This window comes from Pseudomonas sp. TUM25319, from assembly GCF_056388475.1.
Genome location: NZ_CM150751.1, coordinates 3277325 through 3290085, shown reverse-complemented (window position 1 = coordinate 3290085; position 12761 = coordinate 3277325). Strand labels below are relative to the sequence as shown.

Annotated in this window: 9 protein-coding genes; 6 read left to right on the top strand and 3 right to left on the bottom strand. The window is 64.4% G+C overall.

Features of this window, described 5'->3' with window-relative positions; genetic code table 11:
- Positions 1-68: 68 nt before the first annotated feature.
- Genes AC05QJ_RS15500 through AC05QJ_RS15485 form a run of 4 tightly spaced genes read left to right on the top strand, consistent with a single transcriptional unit; the run spans position 69 to position 4658 of the window.
- Positions 69-1700, top strand: coding sequence for an ATP-binding protein (locus AC05QJ_RS15500; protein WP_476747700.1), 1632 nt, complete (start codon positions 69-71; stop codon positions 1698-1700).
- Positions 1697-2479, top strand: coding sequence for an endonuclease/exonuclease/phosphatase family protein (locus AC05QJ_RS15495; RefSeq protein ID WP_476747699.1), 783 nt, complete (start codon positions 1697-1699; stop codon positions 2477-2479). Before AC05QJ_RS15500 ends, AC05QJ_RS15495 begins: the two co-directional genes overlap by 4 nt.
- Entirely contained in the window at positions 2476-3690 is a 1215-nt protein-coding gene (gene clsB / locus AC05QJ_RS15490; protein WP_476747698.1) for a cardiolipin synthase ClsB, read from the top strand. Before AC05QJ_RS15495 ends, clsB begins: the two co-directional genes overlap by 4 nt.
- Positions 3687-4658, top strand: coding sequence for a lysylphosphatidylglycerol synthase domain-containing protein (locus AC05QJ_RS15485; RefSeq protein WP_476747697.1), 972 nt, complete (start codon positions 3687-3689; stop codon positions 4656-4658). The genes clsB and AC05QJ_RS15485 overlap by 4 nt, the downstream gene beginning before the upstream one ends.
- Here AC05QJ_RS15485 and AC05QJ_RS15480 read toward each other — a convergent pair.
- Both AC05QJ_RS15480 and AC05QJ_RS15475 read right to left on the bottom strand, forming a co-directional pair.
- A complete protein-coding gene (locus AC05QJ_RS15480) occupies positions 4607-6676 on the bottom strand; it encodes a hybrid sensor histidine kinase/response regulator (protein WP_476747696.1) in 2070 nt (689 codons plus the stop codon). The two genes, AC05QJ_RS15485 and AC05QJ_RS15480, sit on opposite strands and share 52 nt — an antisense overlap.
- A gap of 24 nt (positions 6677-6700) precedes the next feature.
- A complete protein-coding gene (locus tag AC05QJ_RS15475) occupies positions 6701-7171 on the bottom strand; it encodes a nucleoside deaminase (protein WP_476747695.1) in 471 nt (156 codons plus the stop codon).
- A gap of 144 nt (positions 7172-7315) precedes the next feature.
- Between AC05QJ_RS15475 and AC05QJ_RS15470 the strand changes: the two genes are divergently transcribed.
- The gene (locus AC05QJ_RS15470) at positions 7316-8020 is read left to right on the top strand and encodes a type 1 glutamine amidotransferase domain-containing protein (protein WP_476747694.1); all 705 of its coding nucleotides are present in this window, start codon (positions 7316-7318) and stop codon (positions 8018-8020) included.
- A gap of 140 nt (positions 8021-8160) precedes the next feature.
- Entirely contained in the window at positions 8161-8958 is a 798-nt protein-coding gene (locus AC05QJ_RS15465) for a CSS-motif domain-containing protein (RefSeq protein WP_476747693.1), read from the top strand.
- A 44-nt stretch (positions 8959-9002) separates the two neighbouring features.
- Here AC05QJ_RS15465 and mqo read toward each other — a convergent pair whose 3' ends face one another.
- Positions 9003-10667: a malate dehydrogenase (quinone) gene (gene mqo / locus AC05QJ_RS15460; RefSeq protein WP_476747692.1), complete on the bottom strand. Its 1665-nt coding sequence runs from the start codon at positions 10665-10667 to the stop codon at positions 9003-9005.
- Positions 10668-12761 lie beyond the last annotated feature (2094 nt).

The window sequence follows — 12761 nt, the reverse complement described above, 5'->3', positions numbered from 1 at the left end:
GGTCCAGTGATAGTAAGGCCGCTATGGCAGTCCACTGCCGTGCGCGTGCTATCAAAAGGAGATCAACCGTGAACGATTCGTCTGCCAACAGCGAGCGTGCACTGGTCCTGGCCCCGCCGGCGATCAGTGGCCTGGCGCTGAGCCTGCTGGACCAGGCCGGTGTCAGTACGTTGGCCGCCGCCAACCTGGAAGAGCTCGGTGACGCCCTCGACCAGGGCGCCGGCCTGGCAATCATCGCCCACACCTGCCTGGACGGTTTCGAACGCTCCCTGCTCAAGCACTATCTCGGCAACCAGCCGCTGTGGTCCGACTTGCCGGTGGTGGTGCTGGGCGACGGCGAACGCCCCATCAGCAACAGCCCCGACCTGTGCCTGGCCCTGGGCAACCTGTTCGTGCTGCCCTGCCCCTTTCCCGATCAGGACCTGCTCGACCTCACCCATTCCTCCCTGCGCGCCCGTCGTCGACAGTACCAGTGCTGCCGGCAAGGTCTGGAACTGGCCAGCCTGCAGCAGCAGACCGAGGAACGGGTGCGCCATCTGCGCGAAGAAGAACAGCGGCTGCGCCACGACGAAAAGATGGAAGCCATCGGCCAGTTGGCCGGTGGCGTTGCCCATGACTTCAATAACCTGCTCACCGGTATCGGCGGCAGCCTGGAACTGATCCGCCAGCGCCTCGCGCAACATCGCCCCGAGGAAATCCCCAGGCTGGTGGACATGGGCATCGGCGCCGTGCAGCGCGCCGCCGGCATCACCCACCGGCTGCTGGCCTTCTCCAGTCGCCAGTCGCTGGACGACCGCCCGGTGCAACTGGCCGCGCTGCTGGAACGCAAGCGCCTGACCCACCTGCTGGGCCCAGGCGTGCGCCTGCAGGTGCAGGTCGACGAGCAACTGTGGCCCGCCCAGGCCGACGCCCGGCAGTTGCAGGAGGCGCTGGACAACCTGCTGGTCAATGCCCGCGATGCCTTGCCCGACGGCGGAGAAGTGCGCATTCAGGTGAGCAATCGCCATCTGCCACGCCCCTTGCCGGAGGCTCATCCGCTGGCCGGGACCGACTTCGTGAGCATCCACGTCAGCGACAACGGCTGCGGTATGCCGCAAAGTGCCGTGGACCGGGCCTTCGACCCGTTCTTCACCACCAAGCCCATCGGCCAGGGCACGGGGTTGGGGTTGTCGATGGTGTACGGTTTCAGCCGCCAGTCCCACGGCCATGTCAGCCTGCACAGCCGGGTTGGCCAAGGGACCCAGGTGGAACTGCTGCTGCCGCGCCATCACCCGGCGGGTGAAACGCCGGCCACCGGCGACGCCGCCCGCGCCCGCGACAACAGCGAATACCGGGTGCTGATCGTCGAGTCCGATGTCACCGTGCGGCAACTGGTGCGCGACACCCTCGTCGAACAGGGCTACCGCTGCCAGGACGTCTCCGACGGCAACCTCGCCCTGACCCTGCTGCGCGCCGAGCGGCCCTTCGACCTGCTGGTCTGCAACGTCGGCCTGCCCGGCATGAGCGGCCGGCAACTGGCCGAGGTGGCGCGCAAGCTGCGCAGCGGTCTGCGCGTGTTGTTCATCACCGGCTATGCAGAACAGGCGTCGTCCCACCTGGGACGCCTCGACGCGGGCATGCAAGTGCTGAACAAGCCGTTCACCTTCGGCCAGTTGCGCGACAAGGTGGCGCAGATGCTCACCCGCGAGGGCAACCCATGAGCCAGGCGCAACGCCCGGTCGACCTGACCGAACTGGCCCCGGTGGACACGCTGCGCGTGCTGACGGTGAACGTGCACAAGGGCTTCAGCCCGTTGAACCGGCGCTATGTGTTGCCGGAACTGCGCGAGGCGGTGCGCAGCCACCACGCCGACCTGGTGTTTCTGCAGGAAGTGCTGGGCAGTCACAGCCGGCACGCGGAACGCTATCCGGGCTGGTCGCCGCTGCCGCAGTACGAATTCCTCGCCGACAGCCTGTGGCCGATGTTCGCCTACGGCCGCAACGCGGTGTACCCCCATGGCGAGCACGGTAACGCACTGCTGTCGAAGTTCCCGATCCTGGAGCACCGCAACCTCGATGTCAGCGTCGGCGGCAGCGAGGAGCGCGGCCTGCTGCACTCGCTGCTGGAACTGCCCGGCGGGCGCCAGGTGCACACGGTGTGCGTGCACCTGGGGCTGGACGAGAAGCAGCGCCGCCAGCAGTTGACCCTGCTGTGCCAGTTGCTCGACAGCCTGCCGCCGGATGCGCCGGTGGTGGTGGCCGGTGACTTCAACGACTGGCGCCAGCGCGCCGACCGGCAACTGGCCGCCTGCGGCCTGTTCGAAGTGTTCAGCCAAGCCTTTGGCGCGCCTGCCCGCAGCTTTCCGGCGCGCCTGCCGCTGTTGCGCCTGGATCGCATCTACTTGCGCAATGCCCGGGCCCGCGCGCCCGAGGTCATGGGGCGCAAGCCCTGGTCTCACCTGTCCGATCACCTGCCACTCTGTGTAGAGGTCCTGTTATGAACACCGAATGGCGTGACGCAAACGAAGTGCAATTGTTGATCAACGGCGAGGAATACTATCCCTCGGCGTTCGAGGCCATCCGCCAGGCCCGGGAAGAAGTACTGCTGGAAACCTTCATCATCTACGAGGACAAGGTCGGCCTGGAGCTGCAACAGGTGCTGATCGATGCCGCCCGCCGCGGCGTGCGGGTCAAGGTACTGGTGGATGGCTACGGCACCGCCGAGCTGAGCCGCGAGTACCTGCAGGCGCTGTTCGATGCCGGCGTCGACCTGCAAGCCTTCGACCCCAGCCCGATGGTCATGGGGGTGCGCACCAACCTGTTCCGCCGGCTGCACCGCAAGATCCTGGTGGTCGACGGCAGCCTCGGTTTCGTCGGCGGGATCAACTACTGCGCCGATCATCTGGGCGATTTCGGCGAGCAGGCCAAGCAGGACTACGCCGTACAGGTGCGCGGACCGATTGTCGACGACCTGCGCCAGGCCACGCTGAAGCTGATGGAAAGCCGCACCCGGCTGGGCGGCAATCACCGTCGCCGCTGGTGGCAACGGGCGGCCGCCTTGCAGCCGGACAGCGAGCAGGCGCGCATGCGCCTGTTCATCCGCGACAACAACGAGCACCCCACCGATATCGAAGAACAGTACCTGCGGGCCATCGTCAGCGCCCATGAGCGGATCGTCATCGCCAATGCCTATTTCTTCCCCGGCTACCGCCTGCTGCGGGCCCTGCGCAATGCCGCGCGCCGGGGCGTGGACGTGACGCTGGTGCTGCAGGGCATGCCGGACATGCCCTGGGTGCGCCTGTGCTCGCGGCTGCTCTACAACTACCTGCTGCGCGACGGGGTGAAGATCCACGAATACTGCGAACGGCCGCTGCACGGCAAAGTGGCGCTGGTGGACCGACACTGGTCGACGGTGGGCTCGAGCAACCTCGATCCGCTGAGCCTGTCGCTGAACCTGGAAGCCAACCTGGTGATCCGTGATGAAGCGTTCAATCAACGCCTGTACGAACACCTCGACGAACTGATGCACAAGCGCTGCAAGAAGGTCACCCTGCAACGGGTATTGCGCGGCTACTGGTGGCGGGCACCGCTGATCTTCCTGACCTTCCACTTCACCCGTTACTTCCCGGCGCTGATGGGTTCGCTACCGGCCCACACACCGCGGCTGAAGCCGCTGTACCGAGCGGATATCGGCCAGGAGCGGCTGTCATGAAGGCCCGCCGCTCGCTGTGGAAACGCGCCCGCCAACTGCTGACCCTGGTGTTTTTCATTTTGGTGCCGGTGCTGCTGTTCATGCTCCTGCGCAACCAGGACTGGAACGAGGTCTGGCAGGCCCTCACCTCCTACCGGCCCACGGTCCTGCTGACGGCCCTGGCGGTGGTGGTGTGCAGTTTCAGCCTGTTCGCCAGCTACGACCTGCTGGGCCGCCGCTACACCGGGCATCATTTGCCGGCGCGCCAGGTCCTGCCCCTGGCGTTCGTCTGCTATGCCTTTAACCTCAACCTCAGTGCCTGGGTCGGTGGCGTTGCCTTGCGCTACCGGCTGTATTCCCGACTGGGGCTGGAGACCTCGACCATCACCCGCATCCTCGGGCTCGGTCTGGTCACCAACTGGCTGGGCTATCTGCTGGTGGCGGGCAGCCTGTTCGCCCTGGGCTTCCCGAAACTGCCGGCCGGCCTGGAAATCGGCAGCACCGGGCTGCGCCTGATCGGCCTCGCCATGCTGCTGGTGGCGCTGTTCCATCTGCTGGCCTGTGGTTTTTCCTCGCGGCGTGAATGGCATGTGCGCGGGCACCGGATCCGCCTGCCTTCCTGGCGCCTGGCAGCGCTGCAGGGGGTGATGGGCGCGGGCAACTGGGCCCTGATGGGGTGGGTGGTGTACATCCTGCTGCCGGACAAGGCCGGGTATCCGACCATTCTCGCCATCCTGCTGGTGAGCAGCATCGCCGGGGTCATTACCCATATTCCGGCGGGGCTCGGGGTGCTGGAAAGCGTGTTCATCACCCTGCTCCAGGGCCAGTACAGCCAAGGCACGCTGCTGGCGGCCCTGATCGGCTATCGCGCCGTGTATTTCCTGCTGCCGCTGTTGCTGGCACTGGTGACCTATCTGGTACTGGAGCGGGTCGCCAGTCAGCGTGGCCGTGCGTCGGCGTCGGCGTCTGCCGCCAGCCGCTCCGGCTGAAGCATCGCGCTGACCTTGTGCACCAGGGCTTCGAGGCCGAAGGGCTTGGTCATCAGTTCCAGGCCCGGGCCAAGGACTTCGCCGGGGTCCAGCGCTTCCTCGGTGAATCCGGTGATGAACAGCACCGGCAAGCGCGGCGCGCGCTGGCGCAACTGCCGCGCCACCTGAATGCCGCTGACGCCACCTGGCAAACCGATATCCGACACCACCAGATCGATCGGGCCGCCCGTTTCGAACAGCGCCAGGCCGCTGCTGGCGTCGGCAGCGTCCAGCACTTCCAGCCCCTGCTCCTCCAGCGCTTCCTTGATGAGCATGCGCAACGTTGGCTCGTCGTCGATCAGCAGAACACGCTCGTTGCGCACCGCCAGTGCCGCGGGAGAAGGCGCTTCGCTCGGTTGAGGCGATGGCACGGCAGGGCCGGCGAAGCGCGGTAGCAGCAACTCGACCCGTGTGCCTTTGCCCTCTTCGGAAGTGATCCAGATCCGCCCGCCCGACTGGCGAACGAAGCCATAGACCATCGACAGGCCCAGGCCGGTGCCCTGGCCGGCAGGCTTGGTGGTGAAGAACGGGTCGAACGCCCGCGCCAGGGTCTGTGCCGACATGCCGCAGCCGGTATCTTCGAGGCACAGGCTGCAGTAATCGCCCGGCGGCACATCGCTGCCGGGAATGTCGGCATGATGGCGTTCGTTGCTGGTGCTGATTTTCAGGCGTCCGCGCCTGCCCATGGCATCACGGGCGTTGGCGCACAGGTTGATGAGCGCGTTCTCCATCTGACTGTTGTCCACCAGCACCCGCCATGGCTGGGGGTCGGCCTGTATCTGCAGTTCGACGTCCGGGCCCATCACCTGCAGGATCAGCGGCTCGATCCCGGCCAGCAACCCGTTGAGGTCAGTGGGCTTGGGCGACAAGGGCTGGCGGCGAGCGAAGGCCAGCAACCGATGGGTCAATTCGGCCGCACGGCAGGAGGCCTGGCGTGCGGCGTGGAGGTACTTGTCCAGATCGTTGGTCTGGCCGCGGGCAATGCGCCGTTCGAGCATTTCCAGGCTGGCGCTGATACCCGCCAGCAGGTTGTTGAAATCGTGGGCCATGCCGCCGGTCAGTTGCCCCACCGCCTCCATCTTCTGGCCATGGCGCAGCAGTTCTTCGGCCTGGCGCAGGGCCAGTTCACGCTCGCGGTCCTGGGTAATATCGCGGCCCATCAGGATCGCGGCATCGGGGCCGGGCATGACGCTCAAGGCAAACCAGCGGTAGTGGCCGTCACGGTGGCGCAACCGGCCTTCGCCGGTAGCCTGGGTGCCGCCCAGCAACTGCGCAATGCCGTCACGGTCGTCCGGATAGACCATGTCGAACAGCGCCTGGTCCAGGTTGTCGTCATCCCAGCCCAGCACTTGCTGACAGGCCGGGTTGAAGGTACTCAGGCGCAAATCGTCATGGACCTTGAACATCAGGTCGCTGGACAGCTCCCACAAGCGCTCGTGATCGGCCGTACGCTCCCGTATCTGCTGTTCGAAGGAGCACGCCAGGTCGCGCCACTGGCGCTCGGACTCGACACTGCTGGTGGTCTCCAGCACGGTGTCGAGAAAGCCCACGACCCGTCCATGCTCATCCCTGATGGGGCTATAGGAAAAGGTAAAGTAGACCTGCTCCATTGCCCCGTTGCGGCTGGTGACCAGCGGAAAATTCTCGATGAACACCGCCTCGCCGCCCATGACCCGGTACACCAGCGGGCCGATCTCGCTCCAGACGTCGCTCCAGATCTGGTCGAAGCCACGCCCCAAAGGGCTGGGCTTGGTGCCGAGGATGGGCACGAAGGCATCGTTGTACAGCGTGACCATCTCGCTGCCCCAGACCAGGCACCCGGGGAAACGCGAGGCCAGCATCAGGTCGACCGCGATGCGCAGCGCGCTCGGCCAGCGGTGCAGCGGTCCCAGGGAGGTCTGGCTCCAGTCGAACTGGCGGACCGCTTCGCTCATCCCGCCTTGCTCAACCGGCCGGGGCTGGAGGTGAATGATGTGCATGCTCGGGTGCTTCCTTACGGTTACTCAGCAGTCCGACTCCTGGCCAATGTCTTCGTTCCACAAGGTTGGCTGCGCCGTGATGAACTGTTGCATCAACTCGATACAGGCCTGGTTCTGAACGACTGAAACCTTCACGCCGCGCTGCTCAAGCAAGGCTTCTTCGCCCAGGAACGTGCGGTTCTCGCCGATCACCACCTCGGGAATGCCATAGAGCAGGATCGCCCCGCTGCACATCGAGCAGGGCGACAGGGTGGTGTAGAGGGTGGATTCGGCGTAGACGCTGGCAGGTTGTCGTCCGGCATTTTCGAACGCATCCATTTCGCCATGCAGCACGACACTGCCCTGCTGCACCCGGCGGTTGTGTCCGCGACCGATGATGCGGCCCTTGTGCACGATCACCGAGCCGATGGGAATACCGCCTTCGGCCAGCCCCTTGCGTGCCTCCTCGATGGCGGCTTCCATGAATTCCTGCGATGGCGCCTGGGCATCGGCCATGACCGCTCTCCTTTTGTGGGATTCCAGTGTGAACGCTAGCACATCGCCATGCCCGATGGCGGGCTTTTCCCTGGCGACTATGCTCAATACGTTTGTCCGTCCACGATTGCTCGCCGTGCAACCTTCGCTCAAAGGAGCGCCGCAATGACCAAGCACGTTCTGGTGGTACTGACCAATACCGCCAAGTACCCGACCCTCAAACGCGCCACGGGCCTGTGGCTGGGTGAAGCCGTCCACTTCGCCGATGTCGTGCAGCAGGCCGGTTTCCAGGTGGACTACGTCAGTCCAGCCGGCGGCTACGTGCCGATCGACCCCCACAGCCTGAGCATGGCCCAGGACATCGACTGGCAGTGGTACAACGACAAGGCGTTCATGAACCGCCTGGGCACCACCCTGGCGCCCGGCCAGGTCAACCCCCGCGATTACCAGGCGATCTATTACGCCGGTGGTCATGGCACGATCTGGGACTTCCCCGACAACCACGCCCTGCAGGACATCGCCCGGCAGATCTTCGAGAGCGGTGGCGTGGTGGCGTCGGTCTGCCACGGCGCGGTGGCGCTTCTGAACATCAAGCTCAGTGACAACTCGTTGCTGGTCAAGGATCGCGAAGTGACCGGTTTCTCCAACACCGAGGAGCAACTGGCCGAACTGGACAAGGTCGTGCCATTCCTGACGGAAACCGAGCTCAGCGCCCGTGGCGGGTTGTACCGCAAGGCCGAGGATCCCTGGCAGGCCTTCGCCATCGCCGACCAGAAGGAGGGCCGGCTGATCACCGGACAGAACCCCGCCTCGGGGGCCGAGGTCGGTCGCTTGGTGGTCAAGGCGCTGGGCGGAAAAAGCCGCCCCTGAGCAGGCCCATGAAGCGACCCTTCTCACACCTTCTGTCCGCACCTCTGACAGGGCTTACTCACAGCGCTCACTTATGCTGAGCGGACCGGGCCCGACAGTCATTGACCTGTCGGCCCCTGCCCTCTGCCTACAGGTGAATCATGCCCTCTCCCACTACTCATTCCGGACGCGTGCTGCTTGAAGTGTTCACCACCTTGCTGGTCGGTCTGTCACCGGTCGTATGCGGCTTGCTGGTGATGGCCTGGCAAGTGGACAAGAAGCTCGACGACTCCGCGGTCATCGCCCGCCAGAAGGCGTTGCACAGCGTTGACCAACTGATCGACTCACTGCATGCCGCCAGCAACAAAGTCCTCAACCTCGCCGAATACCCCTGCGACAAGGCCCTGCCGACGCTGTACAGCGAAGTGGTGGCGAACCCCGAGTTGCGTTCCCTGACCCTGGTGCGGGAAAACCGTGCCTACTGCAGCACCTTGCGCGGCGAATCCGGCCTGCTGGTAGACCCGGGCGACTACTTCAACCATCGCCTGCGCCTGGAACCCGGCAACGACAACACCCCGGACTCGGCGATCCTCTTCTACCGCCTGCAGGAATACCCCTATGGCGTGCTGGCCGTGGCAGATGGGCAGATACTCCAGCGCCTGCTGCGCGGCCTTCACGAATCGGCCAGCGTCCTGCTGCAATTCGGGCCGAACCGCATCGGCGCCACCGGCGAGGTGCAGGAAACCACCGAGGCGCCCGATCTGGAGCAGTACACCAGCATGGTCTCGCCGCTGTACGGCTACACCTTGCATGTGGGCTATCCGCCGGGGCATACCGCCCGCCAGTTGCTCGACAACAGCGTCGCGCTGGCGCCCTCGCTGCTGTTGGTGGGCGTGATCACGGCGATCGGCAGCTACTGGGCAATGAACCGCCGCCGCGCGCTGCCGCGCCGTGCCTGACGCCAGGTCCGGCCTGCGGGCGGCGCCGCGGCGAGGGATCGCGGTCACTGCTCCCCTTCGGGATTCAGGTCCGGATCCGCGTTCCCGGTCTTCTGGCCCACGGGGTCGATGTTCTCCGGGTTGGCCGGATCCTGACGCTTGTCGATCCCCGGTGCCGGTTCCAGTTGCAAGACCTCGTTGGTGTAGGCCCACTCCCGGGCCACCGCCTCGGGATCGTCGTTCAGGTGAGTGCCGTAGCTGGGGATGATCTGCTTGAGTTTTTCCTGCCAGGCCGAAGACGCCAGGCGATCCTTGAACACCTTCTGCATCAGGTCGAGCATGATCGGCGGCGCGGTAGAGGCGCCTGGCGAAGCGCCCAGCAGGCCGGCGATGCTGCCATCCCTGGCCGCCACGACTTCGGTGCCGAGCTTGAGCACGCCGCCCTGGTTCTCGTCTTTCTTGATGATCTGCACCCGCTGACCGGCCTGCCACAGACGCCAGTCTTCTTTCTTCGCCGTAGGGAAGTAGGTTTTCAGTGCGTCGAAGCGATCGTCGTCGGACTGCATCACCTGGCCGATCAGGTATTTCACCAGGTCGAATTCGCGAACCCCTACCCGCACCATCGGCCAGGTGTTGTGCAGCGACATGCTGGCCATCAAATCAAGGTAGGAGCCCTCCTTGAGGAACTTGGTGGAAAAGGTCGCGAACGGTCCGAACAGAATCACCCGCTTGCCGTCCAGGACCCGGGTGTCCAGATGCGGCACCGACATGGGCGGAGCCCCTGTGGAGGCGATGCCGTAGGCCTTGGCCATGTGCTTGAGGGCAATGTCCTGGTTATCGGTGACCAGGAACGAACCGCCCACCGGGAAGCCGGCGTAATCCTTGGCCTCGGCGATGCCGGATTTCTGCAGCAGCGGCAGCGCCGCCCCCCCGGCACCGATGAACAGGAATTTGGTATCAGTGGCGCCTTTGCTGCCGTCCTTGAGGTTCTTGTACTCGACGCGCCAGGTGCCGTCGGCGTTGCGGCTGATGTCCTCGACCTCGCTGCTCAGCTTGAGGCTGAAGTTCTGCCGGGTTTGCAGATAGGCCACGTACTGGCGGGTGATCTCGCCAAAATTCACGTCGGTGCCGATCGGCGTCCAGGTCACTGCCAGCTTCTGTTGCGGATCGCGCCCCTCCATCATCAGCGGCACCCATTTGCGGATCTGCTCGTGATCCTCGGAATATTGCATCGGCCGGAACAGCGGGCTGGCCTGCAGCGCTTCGTAGCGTTTCTTCAGGAAGCGGATATTGTCATCACCCCAGACAAAGCTCATGTGTGGCGTGGAATTGATGAACGACCGGGGATTCTTCAGCACACCGTTCTTGACCTGCCAGGCGAGGAACTGCCGGGTGATCTGGAAGGACTCGTTGATTTCCACGGCCTTGGTGATATCGACCTTGCCGTCCTTCTCTGGCGTGTAGTTCAGCTCGGCGAGGGCAGAGTGGCCGGTGCCGGCGTTGTTCCAGCCGTTGGAGCTTTCGTTGGCGACCTTGTCCAGGCGCTCGATCATCTCCATCGACCAGCCGGGTTCCAGTTCGTTGAGCCAGATCGCCAGGGTCGAACTCATGATGCCGCCGCCCACCAGCAGCACGTCGACCTTCTTCGGCTCCTCGGCCTGAGCGCTGGTGAACCCCCAGAGCAACGTCAGCCCGACGAGCGCCCCTCTCCATTTGATCCCGATCTTCATGTTTTCTCCCATGGGGCAAGCCCCGATGTGGTTGGCGTGAATTCCCTGCCCACTGGACCGACAGCCAGCACCCGGTGCCGCGGTCTTCGCGCCCTGTGCACGCAAGGCGAGCGAAGCCCGATGGCGGGGCCTGAAGGGTCAACACTTCGAGGTTCGCCATCGCAGAACAGTTCAAAGGTTAGCTGAGCCGCTGCACCGTGCTCCGGCCATGGGGCTCGAATCGCGTGGCGTCTTCAGGAAGTCACGAAACGGGAGGTGGTTTTTTTAGGTTCTGGTTGTGCCACCAGTACCGAAACCAGCACCAAAACCGGAGCCCGTGCGGGCTTATCCGTTCGATGCAGCGAGGCTGCCGGCCTCTTTCGCTTCTACGGCGTCTGGACTGACGTGCAGAAGCAGATCGACCTGTCGGCACAGCCTCTGATTTCGAAGATCCGGCCGTGAGAGCGCCGCTCGTAACCTGCGACTTCAGGAGGCCGAGTGGAGGTGTTCGGAAGGGGCTGGGGCGCAGCCCCCTTCGGCGTAGCCGAAGAGCGCGGGTCGTAGACTTGGCGAAGCAAGTCGTAGGCCGCGCGGCCCCTGGAGGACACCGGAGCGAGGGGACCCGGAGCGAAGCGTAGGGCCGTATGTGGGAGCCAGCGGTTTTGGTTCCTTTTTCCAAGAAAAAAGGACCCGCCGTAAAGGCGGAACGGGCCGGCAACGTCGCCGAAAATAACGGATATGCCCGCAAAAATCAGCACAAAAACCAACACCAAAACCGACATCCATGTGAGCTTATCCGTTTGATGCAGCGAGGCTGTCGGCCCCTTTCGCCTTTACGGCGAGTCCATTTTGTCTTGGCAAAATGGACGAAAACCGCTCGCTCCCAACATCCGGCCCTACGCTTCGCTCCGGGTCCCCTCCTTCCGGCACCTTTCGGGGCCAGCGCGGCCTACGATTTGCTCCGCAAATCTTCATCTCGCGTCTTCGGCTGCACCGAAGGGTGCTTACGCACCCGGCCCCTACAGGCACCTCCACTCGGCCGGCTGAAGTCGCAATTGGCGGCGTCTGGACTCACGCGCATCAAGAGCAAAAGCAAGATCAAAAACAGAAACGGAAGCACATCGAGCTGTCCGCACCGCCTTTGATTTCGAAGATCCGGCCGTGAGAGCGCCGCCCGTAACCTGCGACTTCAGGAGGCCGAGTGGAGGTGTTCGGAAGGGGCTGGGGCGCAGCCCCCTTCGGCGTAGCCGAAGAGCGCGAGTCGTAGACTTGGCGAAGCAAGTCGTAGGCCGCGCGGCCCCTGGAGGACACCGGAGCGAGGGGACCCGGAGCGAAGCGTAGGGCCGTATGTGGGAGCGGGCGGTTTTGCTTACTTTTGACAAGACAAAAGTAAGCCGCCGTAAGGGCGGAACGGGCCGGCAACGTCGCTGAAAATAACGGATATGCCTGCAAAAACCAGCACAAAAAACCAGCGCCAAAACCGGCACCCTTGAGAGCTTATCCGTTTGATGCAGCGAGGCTGCCGGCCCCTTTCGCCTTTACGGCGAGTCCATTTTGTCTTGGCAAAATGGACGAAAACCGCTCGCTCCCAACATCCGGCCCTACGCTTCGCTCCGGGTCCCCTCCTTCCGGCACCTCTCGGGGCCAGCGCGGCCTACGATTTGCTCCGCAAATCTTCATCTCGCGTCTTCGGCTGCGCCGAAGGGTGCTTACGCACCCGGCCCCTACAGGCACCTCCACTCGGCCGGCTGAAGTCGCAATTGGCGGCGTCTGGACTCACGCGCATCAAGAGCAAAAGCAAGATCAAAAACAGAAACGGAAGCACATCGAGCTGTCCGCACCGCCTTTGATTTCGAAGATCCGGCCGTGAGAGCGCCGCCCGTAACCTGCGACTTCAGGAGGCCGAGTGGAGGTGTTCGGAAGGGGCTGGGGCGCAGCCCCCTTCGGCGTAGCCGAAGAGCGCGAGTCGTAGACTTGGCGAAGCAAGTCGTAGGCCGCGCGGCCCCTGGAGGACACCGGAGCGAGGGGACCCGGAGCGAAGCGCAGGGCCGTATGTGGGAGCCAGCGGTTTTGGTTCCTTTTTCCAAGAAAAAAGGGACCCGCCGTAAAGGCGGA